The organism is Vitreimonas flagellata, from assembly GCF_004634425.1.
Lineage (GTDB): Bacteria > Pseudomonadota > Alphaproteobacteria > Caulobacterales > Aquidulcibacteraceae > Vitreimonas > Vitreimonas flagellata.
Map to the genome: position 1 here is coordinate 1 of NZ_SBJL01000003.1, position 16122 is coordinate 16122.

Annotated in this window: 14 protein-coding genes and 1 tRNA gene; 7 read left to right on the forward strand and 8 right to left on the reverse strand. The window is 62.5% G+C overall.

Features of this window, described 5'->3' with window-relative positions:
- Positions 1 to 476: 476 nt before the first annotated feature.
- Positions 477 to 785, forward strand: a complete 309-nt coding sequence (locus EPJ54_RS12730) for a helix-turn-helix domain-containing protein (RefSeq protein WP_135212127.1) — start codon at positions 477 to 479, stop codon at positions 783 to 785.
- The gene (locus tag EPJ54_RS12735) at positions 778 to 2073 is read left to right on the forward strand and encodes a type II toxin-antitoxin system HipA family toxin (RefSeq protein WP_135212128.1); all 1296 of its coding nucleotides are present in this window, start codon (positions 778 to 780) and stop codon (positions 2071 to 2073) included. Before EPJ54_RS12730 ends, EPJ54_RS12735 begins: the two co-directional genes overlap by 8 nt.
- Positions 2074 to 2089: 16 nt before the next feature.
- Here the strand turns inward: EPJ54_RS12735 and EPJ54_RS12740 are convergent, their stop codons facing one another.
- Together EPJ54_RS12740 and EPJ54_RS12745 are read right to left on the reverse strand one after the other, a co-directional pair.
- Positions 2090 to 2959 (reverse strand): DMT family transporter, encoded by an 870-nt coding sequence (locus EPJ54_RS12740; RefSeq protein WP_135212129.1) that lies wholly within the window; start codon positions 2957 to 2959, stop codon positions 2090 to 2092.
- Positions 2960 to 3587: 628 nt separating this feature from the next.
- A tRNA-Met gene (locus EPJ54_RS12745) sits at positions 3588 to 3664 on the reverse strand.
- A gap of 190 nt (positions 3665 to 3854) precedes the next feature.
- On the opposite strand from EPJ54_RS12745, the gene EPJ54_RS12750 reads away from it, so the two are divergent.
- The 5 genes from EPJ54_RS12750 to EPJ54_RS12770 are packed head-to-tail and all read left to right on the forward strand — an operon-like array spanning position 3855 to position 8952.
- Complete coding sequence (locus EPJ54_RS12750) at positions 3855 to 4802, forward strand: hypothetical protein (RefSeq protein WP_135212130.1); 948 nt, start codon at positions 3855 to 3857, stop codon at positions 4800 to 4802.
- On the forward strand, positions 4799 to 5674 hold the full coding sequence (locus EPJ54_RS12755) for a ThiF family adenylyltransferase (protein WP_135212131.1): 876 nt from the start codon (positions 4799 to 4801) through the stop codon (positions 5672 to 5674). The genes EPJ54_RS12750 and EPJ54_RS12755 overlap by 4 nt, the downstream gene beginning before the upstream one ends.
- Entirely contained in the window at positions 5608 to 6858 is a 1251-nt protein-coding gene (locus EPJ54_RS12760; protein WP_167755715.1) for a hypothetical protein, read from the forward strand. The genes EPJ54_RS12755 and EPJ54_RS12760 overlap by 67 nt, the downstream gene beginning before the upstream one ends.
- On the forward strand, positions 6851 to 7960 hold the full coding sequence (locus EPJ54_RS12765) for a GNAT family N-acetyltransferase (RefSeq protein ID WP_135212133.1): 1110 nt from the start codon (positions 6851 to 6853) through the stop codon (positions 7958 to 7960). The genes EPJ54_RS12760 and EPJ54_RS12765 overlap by 8 nt, the downstream gene beginning before the upstream one ends.
- Positions 7957 to 8952, forward strand: a complete 996-nt coding sequence (locus EPJ54_RS12770; protein ID WP_135212134.1) for a nitroreductase family protein — start codon at positions 7957 to 7959, stop codon at positions 8950 to 8952. Before EPJ54_RS12765 ends, EPJ54_RS12770 begins: the two co-directional genes overlap by 4 nt.
- Here EPJ54_RS12770 and EPJ54_RS12775 read toward each other — a convergent pair.
- Genes EPJ54_RS12775 through EPJ54_RS12800 form a run of 6 tightly spaced genes read right to left on the reverse strand, consistent with a single transcriptional unit; the run spans position 8939 to position 16070 of the window.
- Positions 8939 to 10630, reverse strand: coding sequence for a c-type cytochrome (locus tag EPJ54_RS12775; protein ID WP_135212135.1), 1692 nt, complete (start codon positions 10628 to 10630; stop codon positions 8939 to 8941). The two genes, EPJ54_RS12770 and EPJ54_RS12775, sit on opposite strands and share 14 nt — an antisense overlap.
- Before the next feature lie 54 nt (positions 10631 to 10684).
- A complete protein-coding gene (leuB, locus tag EPJ54_RS12780) occupies positions 10685 to 11728 on the reverse strand; it encodes a 3-isopropylmalate dehydrogenase (protein ID WP_135212136.1) in 1044 nt (347 codons plus the stop codon).
- Positions 11725 to 12306 carry a 3-isopropylmalate dehydratase small subunit gene (leuD, locus tag EPJ54_RS12785; protein ID WP_135212137.1) on the reverse strand — a complete coding sequence of 194 codons (582 nt, stop codon included), beginning with the start codon at positions 12304 to 12306 and terminating at the stop codon, positions 11725 to 11727. Before leuD ends, leuB begins: the two co-directional genes overlap by 4 nt.
- Complete coding sequence (leuC, locus tag EPJ54_RS12790; RefSeq protein ID WP_135212138.1) at positions 12299 to 13735, reverse strand: 3-isopropylmalate dehydratase large subunit; 1437 nt, start codon at positions 13733 to 13735, stop codon at positions 12299 to 12301. The genes leuD and leuC overlap by 8 nt, the downstream gene beginning before the upstream one ends.
- A gap of 38 nt (positions 13736 to 13773) precedes the next feature.
- Positions 13774 to 14328 carry an acetolactate synthase small subunit gene (gene ilvN, locus EPJ54_RS12795; protein ID WP_135212139.1) on the reverse strand — a complete coding sequence of 185 codons (555 nt, stop codon included), beginning with the start codon at positions 14326 to 14328 and terminating at the stop codon, positions 13774 to 13776.
- Positions 14328 to 16070 carry an acetolactate synthase 3 large subunit gene (locus tag EPJ54_RS12800; RefSeq protein WP_135212682.1) on the reverse strand — a complete coding sequence of 581 codons (1743 nt, stop codon included), beginning with the start codon at positions 16068 to 16070 and terminating at the stop codon, positions 14328 to 14330. The genes ilvN and EPJ54_RS12800 overlap by 1 nt, the downstream gene beginning before the upstream one ends.
- Positions 16071 to 16122 lie beyond the last annotated feature (52 nt).

The window sequence follows — 16122 nt, forward strand, 5'->3', positions numbered from 1 at the left end:
GTTGAACTGATAGAACAGCTGGCCCTGCGCGCCCGATTTCTCTCCCATCATCGCCGCCTCCCTTGCTCACAACGCAAGGGAATCAGCGTTCGCTGAAATGCGCATCGACTTTTTCAACAAAATTGGCGATGGCGTGCCGCTCGCGATGAATGCACCCAATGGCTCGAATGGAGCGTGCGCGCCGGCGCGCCGGTGCGCGTGCTGGTGACGCGGGACATTCAATTGCGACCTTATCGTGCGCCAGACTTTGTCCGCCGCTAAGCGCCAAATGTCCTTCAGGCGATGCTCGGACGCGGGAGCCTCGACACCACGCAAACCTACACACAGGTCGGTATTGCCAAGCTGGCGGCGGCACAAGCGCCAGCAGAGCACGCAAAGTTCTCGGCGTCCGTTCTATAATCGATGGGTTATAGTTCGCCATTATAATCGAACGATCATAACTTGATATTAAGATCGATCGATCATAAATTGGGGTCATGATAAGCATCCGCATCACCAGGCCGAGCGATATTGGCGCGGTTTTGCGCGCCTGGCGCGACGACCATCGCATGTCGCAAGTGGACTTGGCCAAGAAGCTCGGCGTTTCGCAACGCTGGGTGTCACATGTCGAAAACGGCAAGCCTACGCTCCAGCTCGGACTGGTGCTGCGCGTGCTCAACGAATTGGGCATCGATCTCTTTGCCGGCGCTACGCGTGGGGCAGGCGCTGAAGCCAAAAGCGCTGTCCTTGCGCAGTCAGCGCCAAGCAAGCGGCTCACCGACATAGACAGCATCGTCGATGACTAAAGAGCTTTGCGTCCTCGTCAACGATCGAGAATTGGGATCGGTCCATCAGGCCGCCAACGGACGATTGCGCTTTGTCTACGATGACGCATGGCGCCAGAGCGTTGATGCGTTTCCGCTATCGTTGTCGATGCCGCTGGGTGCGGCCGAGCATTCCCACACGGAGATCGTCAACTATCTTTGGGGTTTGTTGCCGGATCGCGCTTCGTCATTGGCGGCGATCGCTGCGGAATACAAAGTCTCAGTGCGTAGCGCTTTCGCGCTTATATCAGCTGTTGGCGAAGATCTGGCGGGGGCTGTTCAGATCGTGCCGCCGAACCGCGTCGACAAACTCAAGACACGCGAGGGGATCGTCCAAGTATCGGAGAACCGCCTTGCGAAATTTCTCGACGATTTGGTCGCCGACCACGGCAAGCTCAACATCAACGAGGATGCGGGTTTCTTCAGTCTGGCCGGCGTGCAAGCGAAGAAGGCGGTGTATTGGGTCAACGGCAAATGGTACGAGCCGCGCGGTCGCACGCCATCGACGCACATCATCAAGCCGCCGATGCCGGGGCTTGAAGGCCAAGTCGAGAACGAACATTTCTGTTTGCGCCTTGCAAGCGCTCTCGGCTTACGGACCTGCGAAACTTCGGTCGAGCAAATCGCCGGCAAACCCAACATTGTCGCCACGCGCTATGACCGCTTGCGCATCCTGAAGAATAAGCGAGCGCCTCTGACCCAGTCAGGCGGTCGCGTGGTGCGCGTACATCAAGAAGACATGTGCCAAGCCATGGGTATCGATCCTGCCAAAAAGTATCAGGCAGAGGGCGGGCCGGGCATGCAGAAGATCATGGAATTGTTGGCGGGTTCGGGAGACCCAGCGACAGATCGCTCGCGTTTCATGCGTGCGTGCGCGTTCAATTTCGTGATCGTTGGACCCGACGCGCACGGCAAGAATTTCAGCGTGCTGGTCGACGTTGGCGGGCGCTATCGTTTAGCGCCGCTCTACGACATCAATTCCATGTTGCCTTACGATCTGGAGAAGACGCGCAAGCTTGCGATGACGGTCGGCGGCGAGGGGCGCTGGCGCAGCATCGGGCCGACGCATTGGGAAAAGGCGGCGCGCTTGTGCGGCTATCCACCTGCGGACGCATTGGCGCATGTGCGCGATATCGTGGCGCGCGCGCCAGCTGCTGCGCGTCAAGTGTTGAAGCAATGCCGCAGCGCTGGCCTTGAGACTCCAGCGCTGGTTCGCCTCGTGGAGCAATTGGATCTGCGCTGCAAGGCGCTGGCGCCAGATTATAATTGACGAACGGCGCGCCCGATCAAGGGATCGGCTCCGGTTTCTTGGTCCGCAGCGCCACAATCAAAACGCCTATGAATGCGAGCAGAGCGCCGGCGACCATCCTTATGTCGATGTGATCGCCCGTGATCAGCACGCCGAAACCGATCGTCGAGAGCGGCGTCAACAGCGTAAGGGGCGCCACCAAGTTCGCCTCATAATGGCCGATCATCCAGAAATAGGCAGAGTGCGCCACCACCGAGACGACAATCGCGGAGAAGAGCAACGCCGCCGCAAAGCGCCATCCAGCATCCGCCGCCAGCGCCCATTGCTCGTGCTCGAACAAGATGCTTGCGCCGGCGAGGGGTAGGAAAGACACCAAGCCAACCCAAGCCTGAAATCTGAGCGGAGCGACGTTCTCGGTCTGCTTCATGAGCACAGCCCCCAGCGACCCTGAGAGTGCGGCGCCCACCACAAACCAAAGTCCCGCGCTGAGCTCCAGGCCCTGTGGCGACCACAGAACGATGAGGACGCCCAGAAGTGTCAGCACAATGCCGAGAGCGCGCCGCCAACGAATGCGTTCGCCCAAAATGAGGATCGACAGAAGCGTGGTGAATGGCACGCCGATCTGGATGACGATTGCGACGGATGATGGCGAGGCGCTCTGCAGGCCCATGAACAGCAGTGCAAAATTGCCCGCGCCCAACAACAAGCCGATGGTCGCCACGCGCACATACGGGCGCGGCATCGGCAACAGCCAGGGCAAGGTGACGAGCGCCACGAGCGAGAACCGCAACGCCGCGAAGAATAGCGGCGGGATGCTCCAATGATCGATGACGATCTTGCTGAGGACATTGCTGAAGCCCCAGACCACGCAGATCAGAACGAAGATGAGGAAATGGCGCAGCGTCACGCCAAGTTGGTTGTCATACTCGAAAGCTCATGCAAAGCGGCGCCACACGACGCAAGCAAGCCCTTTGGACAAGGGTGCGCGCGCCCGCACTATTGCAGTCAGTTTTCGGCGCAGGATGCGTAATCTTGCTGGCCAGCACCACTTAGGCGGTTTCACTTAAGCCGACTGCGAGCGCGAATGTGGTGGGAAACCGCGTTTTGATGCGGCGCGCGCGATTTTCGACATCGGGCGAAAGCATCCCGCGTGCTCTGATCGGAATTCGCCTCATCACTCGGTATTGGCGTTCAAAATCGATGACGGTGGTGGAATTTGGCTACCTGACTGGGCTTGCCGTGGAAAATCGATGACAACGCCGCGCACGCGCGAGCGGCCGCGCGCGCGATCTGCGGGCTGGCTGGGGCTCCAAATAGGCCGACGAAACGCCGCCAAAAGCGACCCGAGATTGCCCCGCGCGCGCACGTCGAGGGGGCGCAAATTCAGCCGCGGCCGCCATCGCGTCTGTGGATAAGAGCCCGGCGCTGCGCACCAGGCGGCTTGCCCATTTCCTCCCGCCAGGTGTCAATGAGGTGTCAAAAGACATCTCACACCTTACGAGCAGCCGAATGCCGACGCTAAGTCATTGAAAGAATGGTGGTGGGGGGGAGAATTGAACTCCCGACCTCGGGGTTATGAATCCCGCGCTCTAACCAGCTGAGCTACCCCACCGCAGGCGCGCGCGCCGCATGAAGGGGCGGAGACATAAAGCCCAGGGGGCGTCGCCGCAAGCGTTCCGCGCGGACAAAATGCCGTCCAACCGCTAGCCCATTGTGGTATTATGTGGCCGCAGAAGCGGGCCGTTTTGCTTGTCGCGAGTCGCGGCTTCGGCGATGGTCCGCGCGCAAGCGGAGGGCGAGCGATGTTGTGGCTGCGGGCGTTGGGCCAGGAGCACCTCGATCTTGCGCTCAACGCTTCACCGGACATCCGTGCGCGGATCGTGGATCGCCCAGGGCTCTGGATGAACCCCGAACGGCTCGGCGCGCTACTGACCGACGTGCGCACCATCGCACGCGCGACACTGCCCGAAGGGGATTTGACCTACGGCGTGCTCGGCGGCGATCCCGCGCGTTTGGCGGCCTCAGTGATCACCGTGCTCTACGACCGCAACAGCGGCGCACCGATCGCCTTCAACGCGCTCGCTTGGCTGCCGGTGGCGTTACGCGGCCGCCCCGTGGACGTGCTGCATCTCGGCCTGGTCATGGTCGACCCAGCGGCGCGCAATCGCGGCATGTCGTGGCTGCTCTATGGCTTCACATGTTTCATTCTTTTTCTGCGCCACGGCGCGCGGCCGGTCTGGGTGTCGAACGTGACGCAAGTGCCGGCCGTATTCGGCATGGTCACGGAGAGTTTTGCGTCAGTCTATCCAAGTCCGAACGGCGATAAGCCGAGCTTCGAGCACGTGCTGCTGGCGCGCCAGATCATGGCCTCGCATCGCCACGCCTTCGGCGTCGGGCCCGATGCGGGCTTCGATGAAAGCCGCTTCGTCATCACCAACGCCTACACTGGCGGCTCGGACGATTTGAAGAAAACCTTCGAAGACGCGCCGAAGCATCGCAAGGACGCCTTCAACGAAACCTGCGCCCGCGAACTTGATTACAAGCGCGGCGATGATTTCCTTCAACTCGGCCAAGTCAACATGGCGGCCGCACAAGCCTATGTCTGGGACGTCGTGCCGCGTGAATCGCTGCCAGGCGTGATCCTCAGCGGCGCATTCTTGGCGCTGCAATCGCTGGTGCTACCGATCCTGCACTGGTTTGATTCAGAGACAGCCTGGGGCTCGCTGCGCCCCGCCAAGGTACGCCCATGAGCGCTTTCACCTACGCAGAAATGACGACGCGCAATATGGGCTTCGTCACGCCGGAGGAGCAGGAGAAGCTCCGCGCCGCGCACGTGTTCATTCCGGGCGTCGGCGGCATGGGCGGCGCGTGCTTTCTTACGCTGCTGCGCGCGGGCGTCGGCAATTTCACTATCGCCGACATCGACACGTTCGAGATTTCCAATCTCAATCGCCAGGTCTTCGCGTTCACCGATACTGACGGCTGTTCCAAAGCCGAAGTCGCAGCAGAAGCAGCCGCGCGCATCAATCCCGAAGCCAAGCTCAAAGTGCTCGGCGCCGAATGGCTCGATCAGATCGAAGCGCTCGCGTCAGCCCACCCCGTTATCGTCAACGGCACGGACGACGCGCAGGCCGGGGTGCGCATGTATCGTGTCGCGCGCGAAAAGCGCGTGACCGTGATCGACGCCTACGCTGCGACGCTGCCGTCTGTGTATGTGGTGCGCCCCGACGATCCGCGCCCCGAAGAGCGCATGAATTATCCGACGGTTGGTAAGGACTGGCGGGCGATCACCGATGACGATCGCCAAGCTTGCCTGATGAAAGAACTCGAATGGGCGCTGACGCATTCGAGCACGCACAAATACGTCGATCTCGGCATCGCCGCTGAACTCGCCGCCGGCAAACGCAAGCGGTTCTCGTTCGCGCCGATGGTGATCACGACCGGCAACCTCATGGCCTATGAAGCGATCCGCTTGATCCTCGGTCACGAAGGCGGCGCGGATTATCGTGGCTATTTCTTCAACCCACACGCCGCGCGGGTGGAAAAGCCGTTGCCGTGGCCGCTCTCGACGCTGAAAGGCGCGCTGGTGCGCCAATTCATGGCGAAGATGACGGCGTCTTGATGGAAATTACCGCCGCCAGCATCGCGCTCAACCTGCTCGCCTTCATCGGCGCCGGCGCTTACGTGCTCGGGCAAACCAATGCGCGCGGCGCATCGCCGGTGGATCAGCGTTTGGGCGCGCTCTTCACAGTGCTCATGGCGCTCGTGGGTGTGCGTGCGCTGCGTTGGTGGCTTGAGGTTGAAGCGTTGCGCCGGCTTGAAGAGGCGATTGCCGCGCTGCTGCCGCTGTTTGCGCTCTTCCTTGCTGAGGGCTTACTGCGCCGTCATGCGCCAGGATGGCTGAAGAAGGCGATCGCGATTGGCGTCGGTGTGTTCATCGTCGCCGCCATCCTTCGTCCGGTCAGCATAGCGCCACTCTTCGCTTACGCACTCGGCGCCTTTGTTTCGCTCTCGCTTATCAGCCTCGCGATCTTCCTCGCCGCGCGAGATCGCGCGTCACTCTCGGCCGGCGAAAATGGCGCGATCGGCGCGCTGTTCGTTGGCCTTATCATCGCCGTGCCGCTCGGCGCCACGGACTTCCTAGCCGGCGCCGGGGTCTCGCCCATTCGTGCGGGCGGTCTTGGTTTGCTTGTGTTCATCCTCGCCGTTGCCCGCGTCACCGCGCATGGCGGTGGCGGCTTGAGCGTGGTGGAGGAGGTGTTCTGGGCCGCACTCGCCGCGGCGCTCGGCTTTGCGGTGTTCGCGTTCGTGTTCGGCGCGCCGCCTTTGCTCGCTGCGCTCACCTGGTTCGCGCTCATCGCAGCGCTCGTGCTTGTGTTCCGCATCGTGCAATACGTGCGTGAGCTTCGCGAAGCGCGCTCGCGCTCGTCGTTCTGGCGCGCATTCGCGGAAGCGCCGACGAATGATCTCGAAGCTTTCCTCGATCGCATGCTCGACGCACCCGAACTCCAACGCGCGCATCTGCTCGAAGGCGCAGCACTGGCCGGCTACGACCATGCCGCGCTCTTGCGCGGCTTCGATCAAGGGCCGGTGCTCAGCATCGCCGAGGCCCGCGCTTGGGGCGCCGGCGCGCTCGAACAATTGGGCGTGCTGTTCGACGAACAGGAGGCCACGCACGTGATCCTCGTGACGCGCGAGCCGCTGCGGCTTCTGTTCGTCAATCTCCCGCGCGTCGGCGCCGGTCCCGATGTCGATCTGCAACTCCAACTCTTGGCCAAGCTTGCCGGGCAGGCCGCCCATGCTTGAGCTGCGCGAAGGCGACAAGCGCGCGTTCTTTGAGGCGCCCTTCAACGCGTACGGTGCGGGGTCGCCTTACGTCACGCCGATGTGGAGCGACATCGATCGCTATTTCGACGCCACGAAGAACCCGCTCTTCAAGGCCGGGAATCCGTTCCGCATTTTCACGACGCATCGCGACGGCCGCGCCATCGGCCGCATCAGTGCGCATATGCACGAGGCGTCCAACACGCGCCACAACACGAACCGCGCCTATTTCGGTTACTTCGACGTCGCCGACGATGTCGAGGCGGCCACGGCGCTTCTAGGCGCCGCTGAACGCTTTGCTCGCGAGCAGGGCGCCAACGAGATCGCCGGCAATTTCAATCTCACCGCCATGCAGCAGCTCGGTGTGACCACCGAAGGCTTCGCCGCACAGCCCTACACCGACATGATCTATGCGCCGCCGCATGTGGCGGAACTCTTGAAGCACAATGAATACGAACCGACTTTCCCTGTCGGTACCTGGGAGATCGACCTCACACGCGCCAATCCGGAGGCCCTACTCAATGAGAAGGCGCGCGCCGCGCTCAACGACCCGGCCTACGAATGGACGAGCATTGATCGTCGCAACTTCGCCGCGCGCCTTGAGGATGCGCGCCATGCGCTGAATGACGGCTTCGACAAGAACCCGATGTTCGTGCCGCTCACGCGCGAGGAGTATGAGTTCCATGCCAAGGAGATGATGTGGATTCTCGATCCACGCGTCTCGTGCTGCGTCCGCGCGAACGGGCAGGCGGCGGGAGTTGTCGTCTGTATCCCTGATCTCAATCCGTTCATGAAAGCCGTGCGCGGCGAGTATGGCTGGAACGCACCGATCGAGTTTATCAAGCAGCGCCTCAACCGAAAGCGCGCCGTCATCATCTATTATTCGACGGCCAAGGCGCACCAAGGTCGCGGCCTCAACAGTGCGATGCTCTATCGCGTGCTCACCAATCTCCGCGCCGCGGGATATGAAAAACTCGGCATCACCTGGGTCGCAGACGTAAACGCCGCGAGTTTGCGGCAGGTCGAAAAGCTAGGCGGCAAGCGCTTGCACCGCCTGCATCTCTTCCGCAAGGCGCTCACATGAACGCCGCCGATATCACCGCACTGATCGAAGCCGCCAATCGCGCGCCCTCGGTGCACAATATTCAGCCGACGCGTTTCCGCATCGATGACGAGCGCACCATTACTTTACTCGAAGACACAAGCCGTCGACTATTCGTCGGCGATCCTGAAGGCAAGGACAACCAGAAGAGTCTGGGCGCCGCATTCGAAGGTCTAATGCTCGCGCTCGCCGCGCATGGCTTCGGCGCCGACATCGAAAAACTCAGCGGCGCTGGCGCTCTGCGCGAAACCGCGCGCATCCGCATCGCCACTGGCGGCGTCGCGGATGCGCTCGAACCCCTCACGCATACGCGCGCCAGCTACCGCGGCGCCTTCGCTCCGCCCACGGAAGCCGATCGCAGCGCACTCGCTCAAATTGCCGAAACTTGCCCGGACTTGCACATCCTCCAAGGCGCTGACGCGCTCCAGCACGTCGGGCGCGTCTTCGACGATGCGAGCATGGAGGTGCTCCGCGCGCCAGCCTATCGCGCCGAGCTGCTTTCCTGGATGCGACTTTCGCCGAAGCATCCAGACTACGAGCGCGACGGCCTCAACGCCGCGCATATGGCGCTATCGCCCATCGAGGCATTCGGCGCCGGCTTGGTGCTTGGCCCGAAAGCGTTCCCCGCGCTCGACTCCATCGGCCTCGCCGAACCGCTGATCTCCGAAAGCGGCAAGGTGGGTAGCGCAGCGGGCGTCGCGCTCTTCCATCGCCCCACCGACGAACCAGAGTTTGAAACGGGCCGCCGTTTCTATCGCGTATGGTTGGAGATCGAGCGGGCGGGGCTCGCGCTCTGCCCCATGTCCGTGCTCGCGGATGTGCCGCACGTCGCGCAGCGCCTGATGCGCGAGAATGGTATCGGCTCTGACCGCAAGCTCGTCACGGCGTTCCGCATCGGCCGCCGTCCGTCCACCTGGAAACAGCCGCCGCGTACGCGTTTGCCCGTCTCCGAGCTGATTGTCAGAGCAGCTTGAGATATTCCAGCAGCGCGCGCCGCTGCGCCACGCTCAGCGCCTCGAACTCCGACGCGTGTCCTTGGTTCGAAAGCCCGCGCGCGCGCGTGTCGATCAAGCTTGGCGTAGACCAAGGTTGATACCCGCGCGGATAGAGATAATCGCCATTCGCATCGCGCTCACCGGCAATGCCCATGCGCGAATAGTCCAATCGATGTCCGCCAACCTGAAACCTCGCCGGCCGATCGCCTGGATGCATCAAATGCCAAAGCGTCGGCACCGAGCCATTGTGCAGATAGGGCGCGCTGAGCCACAAGCCTTCAAGCAGCGGCGCCGCGTACTGCCCAGTCGCGCGTGCGATGATGCGATCGCCATAGGCCGATTGCGTTACGGCCTCTGCCGCAGACGCATCGAACACTTGCCAGCGTCCTGGATCGGTATCGTAAGGGCCAATCCAATTCGGAAACGACACGAGCGCGGGATTCTCCAAGCTCTCGTCATACGTCCCGTGGCACGAGGCGCAGCTTGCCGCGTAAACGCCGCGACCCTGCGCGGCGAGCCGGGTATCGATGCGTCCCGGAAAACGCGGCGCCTGGTAGTCGCGCAGAAACGTGAACACTTCGCGCGCCTCATCAAGATAAGCCGCCGCGCGATCGGGGTGCACGCCCATGCTTGGCACAGTGAAGAACGCGGTCACCGTCGCGAGTTCATCGAGATGCACCGTGCTGATGTCTTCGGCACGTATCACCCGGTCCGACGCGCCTGTGCGCGGGGCGTAGGCCCCATCGTACAATAGCGATGAACGAAAGCCGCGCGCGCCGAGATCGGGTATGGAGGTGAAGCCGCGCGCGTTTTCGTGCGCGTCGTCGCCCAGCAAGCCCAATTGCATCCGTAAGGCGGCGACGCCATTCGTCAGCCCCGGTGCGCCATTCACGAACGGCAACGCACGATCGCCGCTGGCTTCCAGCGCATCCATCCGCGCCTGTAGGCGCGGCATCACGAAGCTACGGATCGTGCTGATCTCCGCCTCGGTCGTGTCGGGAAACAGCGTGCGCATGTTTGCGATCAAGCGCTCTTCATCGCCTCGCACCGCTTTGAACGCCGTATAGATCTCGCGCACATAGAGTTCGAGATCGAGCGATGTGTTCGGTGCGCCGAGCCACGCGACGTCCGTACGCGGTGCGCCGTTCGCATCAAACGTATGTCCCGCATGGCACGACGAGCAGGAAAGGTTCGCCGCCGTGAGCTCAACGCGCGGCACATCGCGGCCGACAACACCGAGGGAAAGGCCGTGCGGCGTCTCAAGCGCATGCGTCGGCTGCGCCACGCCTTCCGGCCAATTGCCGATCGTTTCGGGATAGAGGAATCCAAACCGCGTCATGATCGGTCGAATGCGCGCGGCTGAAAGTTCGCCGCCATTCAACTCGACATCACGCATCACCAAGGCCGTCGCCGCGAGGCGCCACGGCACGGCGTGCGTTTCGAGCGTGTCCGTGTTCAGCGCGCCGAAATCGCTCACCGCGAAAATCACCGCGCCGCGTTGTGCGGGTGTCAGCGACGTCATGTCGTAGGCATCGAGCGCGCTGGCGTGACCTTCGGCGTAACCTCGGAAGAAGTCGCGCATGGCCGTCGAGCAGGCGCCCAGCGCGAAGATCAATCCGATCAGGGCGAACGCGGCCCAAGGCGTGCGCGAGTGCATGTCGGCCTCCTGACCGACAGAAAGCACATCTGGCCGCGTTCGCCTATCTGTTCGCTAAATGTGCGCGAGGATCGCCGCACCCATTTGTGTGCAACCGAGTTCGCCGCCCAGATCGCGCGTGCGCGCGCCGCTCTCCAACGCATTGGCCACCGCTTCGTCGAGCGCGTCCGCCTCGGCATTGAGCTTCAGGCCGTGCCGCAGCAACATCGCCGCTGAAAGTACCGCGCCAATCGGATTTGCGAGATCGCGCCCGGCAATGTCGGGCGCCGAGCCATGTACTGGCTCAAAAATGCCGGGTCCGGCATCGCCAAGCGACGCGGAAGCGCCCAGGCCCAGCGAACCGCCAAGCGCGGAAAGCTCGTCCGTCAGAATGTCGCCGAACATATTCTCGGTGACGATCACATCGTACGCACGCGGATTGCGCAGCACGTGCATCGTCATCGAATCGATGAGCACGTGCTCGAGTTCGACATCGCTGAACTCGGCCTTGTGCACGCGGATCACTGTCTCGCGCCACAAGCGGCTCGTGGCCATCACATTGGCCTTATCGACTGAACTGACTTTGTTGCGCCGCGCCCGCGCCGCTGCAAACGCTTTGCGGGCGATGCGTTCGATTTCGCCGACGGTGTATAGGCAAAGATCGCTCGCCTCCGTCGCGCTCTGCTTCTTCTCACCGAAATACGACCCCCCCGTGAGTTCGCGGAACACCAGCATATCCACGCCCTCAACGATCTCGCGCTTCAGCGGTGAGTGATCGAGGAGGGGCTTGTGCATCAAGGTTGGGCGAATGTTCGCGTAGAGGCCGAGCGCTTTGCGAATGCCGAGCAAACCTTGCTCTGGCCGCTTCGGCGCCAAATCCCATTTCGGCCCGCCAACGGCGCCCAAGAACACAGCGTCTGCGGCTTGGCACGCCTCAAGTGTTTCCGCCGGCAACGGTTCGCCGGTTTCATCGATGGCGACGCCGCCAATGTGGTGCGAGGCGAACGCGAACGTATGGCCAAAGCGTTTGCCGACGGCCTCCAGCGCGGCGCGCGCTTGCGCCGTCACCTCTGGGCCGACGCCATCGCCCGGTAGCAGGACGATGTTGAAAGCACTCATACCGCGCGCTCCCGCTCATACGTCTCAATCGTCGGCACGCGATCGACGAGCCAACCCATCGGATCGACCCCCTCGATCAAGCAGCGGCGCGCGAACGGCTCGATGTGAAACTTGATCGGCGGATTGTTGCCGATGGTGAGTTCGCTCTTCTCAAGATCGATGCTCACGCGCCCGCCGGGTTCTTCCATGAGACGCGCATGCGTGTCCTTATCGACGGTGATCGGCAGCAAGCCATTCTTCAGCGCGTTCGAGGTGAAGATGTCGGCGATCGTGGTCGAGATTACGGCGCGGAAGCCATAATCGGTCAACGCCCACGGCGCGTGCTCGCGCGACGAGCCACAGCCGAAATTGTCGCCGGCGACTAGTACGCGATGCTCGCTCGCGTCGATCGTGTTCAGCGGTTCATCGGGCTTCGGCTTGCCGTCGGCATCATACCGCCAATCATAAAACGCGGTTTTGCCAAGCCCTTCGCGCGTCGTTGTCGTCAAAAAGCGCGCCGGGATGATCTGATCGGTATCGACCGCTTCTTGCTTGATCACGAACGTGCGTGAGACGAGCTGCTTGAATGGTTCAGGCACGCTTGGCCTCCGGCGTTTGTTGCGTGAAGATTCGCGGATCGGTGAGCACGCCGGCGATGGCGCTGGCGGCGGCCGTGGCCGGGCTGGCGAGAATCGTGCGCGCGCCTTTGCCTTGGCGGCCCTCGAAATTGCGGTTCGATGTCGATACCGCGAGCTTACCGGGCGCCACGAAATCGCCATTCATGGCGATGCACATCGAGCAGCCCGGCTCGCGCCATTCCGCACCGGCGTCCTTGAACACCTGATGCAAACCTTCGTCTTCTGCTTGCTGCTTCACGGCCTCCGAGCCGGGCACCACGAGCATGCGCACGCCGCTCTTCACCTTGTTGCCGCGCAGGACTTCCGCCGCCGCGCGCAGATCGGAGAGGCGGCCATTGGTGCATGAGCCGACGAACACGACATCGACCGGATATTCCGTCGTCGCGTGCCCCGGTTCGAAACCCATATAGGCCAGCGCCTTGGCTTCGGAATCGTTCGCCGGCGTAGGCGCCACTGCGCCGATCGGCAATGCCGCGTCCGGCGTCGTGCCCCACGTCGCCATCGGCGTGATCGCGGCGCCATCGATGCGCACTTCTTTGTCAAACGTCGCGCCATCGTCTGTCGCCAGCGACAGCCATTCGCGCGCGATCTCCTCGAACCGATCGCCCTTCGCCACATGGCGACGGCCGCGCAGAAATTCGATCGTCTTCTCGTCAGGCGCGATCATGCCGGCGCGCGCGCCCGCTTCGATCGACATATTGCAAAGCGTCATGCGCCCTTCCATGTCGAGCGCGCGGATCGCAGAGCCTGCATACTCGATGACGTAACCCGAACCGCCGCCAAAGCCGATTTCGGCAATCACCGCGAGCGTCATATCCTTCGCGGAGACACCCGGCTGCAGCTCGCCATCCACAGTCACCCGCATGCGCTTGGGTTTGCGTTGCAACAAGCATTGCGTCGCCAGCACGTGACCGACTTCGGACGTGCCGATGCCGAAGGCGAGGGCGCCGAATGCGCCATGCGTCGCTGTGTGGCTATCGCCGCAGACGACGACCATGCCGGGCTGCGTCAAGCCAAGCTCCGGCGCCATCACGTGCACGACGCCGCGATCGTCGCTATCCCAACCTGCGAGCGCGATGCCGTGCTTGGCGCAATTGCGCTCCAGCGTCGTGACCTGATCTTCGGCTTCCTTCGTGACGTAAGGCCGCTTGCCATCAGCGCTAGGCGGCGCGGTAGGCGTTGAGTGATCGAGCGTGGCGTAAGTGCGATCGGGGCGTCGTACCTTAAGCCCGCGCGCATCAAGCTCTCTGAACGCCTGCGGACTCGTCACCTCGTGGACGAGATGCAGATCGACATAGAGGATCGCGGGCGTCTCGCCGGTTTCTGGCTGGACGACGTGCCTTTCCCAGACTTTTTCGAAGAGGGTTTTCGGCCCGTTGAACGACGACATTCTTGCCTCCGCCGACGCGAACGCCGGACTCTACTCAATCATTTTGCTGACGCCGCGGCCTCAGCCGTGACAACGCGATCCAATTCTGGCCCACGATGGATGGACAGCACGCCGGTGCGTGACACTTCCACCAAACCAATCGGGCGCATAAGGTCGATGAACGCGTCGATCTTGTCGCTCGCGCCCGTCATTTCGAAAATGAAGCTCTCCAGCGTGGTGTCGATCACTTTGGCGCGGAAGATTTCCGACACGCGGAGTGCTTCAATCCGCTCCGCACCGGTCGAGCGCACTTTCACCAAGGCTAATTCGCGTTGCACGCCGTTCGGATCTCGGGTGACGTCGATGACGTTGCGCACGGAGACGATGCGGTCGAGCTGCGATTTGATCTGATCGATGATGTTCGGTTCGCCGCGCGTCACCACCGTGATCCGCGACATGTGTGCGGATTTATCCGTCTCAGCGACCGTCAAGCTCTCGATGTTGTAGCCACGCGCCGAGAAGAGCCCAACAACGCGCGCCAGTACGCCCGGCTCGTTATCAACCATGATCGCGAGCGTGCGGCTCTCGGCGGGCTCTCCTGCGTGCGGCGGCATTAGACCAGCTTCTTTCCGTCGTCATCGATCTCATCGCCCACGAACGTGTCGGCGAGGATCATTTCGTTGTGCGGCTTGCCCGATGGGATCATCGGGAAGCAATTCTCAGTCTTCGCCACGCGACAATCGAACAGCACGGGGCCGGGTTCGTTGATCATCTGCATGATCTTCGCGTCGAGTTCATCGGGCTTTTCAGCGCGAATGCCGACTGCGCCGAACGCCTCCGCCATTTTTACAAAATCCGGCAGCGCGTCGGAATAGGAGTGCGAATAGCGCTCGCCATGCAGCAATTGCTGCCATTGGCGCACCATGCCCATCCATTCGTTGTTCAAGATGAAAATCTTGATCGGCAGGCGATGCTGCACGGCCGTGCTCATCTCCTGCATCGTCATTTGCACGCTGGCTTCACCGGCAATGTCGATCACCAGCGCGCCGGGATGTGCGGCTTGCACGCCGAGCGCTGCGGGCAGGCCATAGCCCATCGTTCCCAAGCCGCCGGAGGTCATCCAATGGTTCGGCTTATCGAAATGGAAATATTGCGCCGCCCACATCTGATGCTGGCCGACTTCGGTGGTGATATAGACGTCCTTGCCGCGCGTCAGCGCGTACAAGCGCTCAATCGCATATTGCGGCTTGATCACGTCGTTGCTGGCCCGATACGCGAAGCCCTTGCGCGCGCGCCAGCCTTCAATCTGATCCCACCACGCTTTCGTGGATGGCGGCTTCGCCGTCTTCACGCGATTGCGCCAAGCGACCAGCAATTGCTCCAGCGCTTCCGCCGCGTCGGCGATGATCGGCACATCGACGCGCACGTTCTTGTTGATCGAGGAGGGGTCAACATCGATGTGGATTTTCTTCGAGTGCGGGCTAAATGCATCCAAGCGCCCGGTCACGCGGTCATCAAAGCGCGCGCCGACGCAGATCATCAGGTCGCAATCATGCATCGCGTGGTTGGATTCCCACGAGCCATGCATGCCCAACATGCCGAGCCATTGCTTGTCCGGCGCAGGATATGCGCCCAGGCCCATCAGCGTGGACGTGATCGGGAAACCCGTCTCACGCACCAGCGCGCGTAACGCCTCACTCGCGCGCGGGCCGGCATTGATAACGCCGCCGCCGGTGTAGAACACAGGCCGTTGCGCTGTCGCCAAAAGTTCGGCGGCTTCCGCGATGCGCGCGGCATCCACGTGGCGCACCGTGCGCTTCGAACGCTTCGGCGAACGCTCCGGCGGCAGATAGGCGCCCGTCGCGAATTGCACGTCCTTCGGAATGTCGACCACGACCGGCCCAGGGCGACCGCTGCGCGCGACGTAGAACGCCTCGTGCAGAATGCTCGCCAGCTCATCCACGCTGCTCACCAGCCAATTGTGCTTGGTGCAAGAGCGCGTGATGCCGACCGTATCGCACTCCTGGAACGCATCGGTGCCAATGAGATGCGTCGCGACTTGGCCGGTGATGACCACCATCGGCACAGAATCCAGCAACGCATCAGCCAACGGCGTCACCATATTGGTGGCGCCGGGGCCCGAGGTCACGAGCGCGCAACCGACTTTGCCGGTTGAGCGCGCGTACCCTTCAGCGGCATGGCCCGCGCCTTGTTCGTGACGCACCAGAATATGACGCACGTCTTCATCGCTGAAGAGTGCGTCATAGATCGGCAACACCGCGCCGCCCGGATAGCCGAACAGCGTGTCCACGCCATGATCCTTCAAGGCGCGTACGACCATTTCCGCGCCCGTCATCGGAATGCCGACGAGGGCCGTCGGCCCAGAAGCGGGGTGGATCTGGGCGATG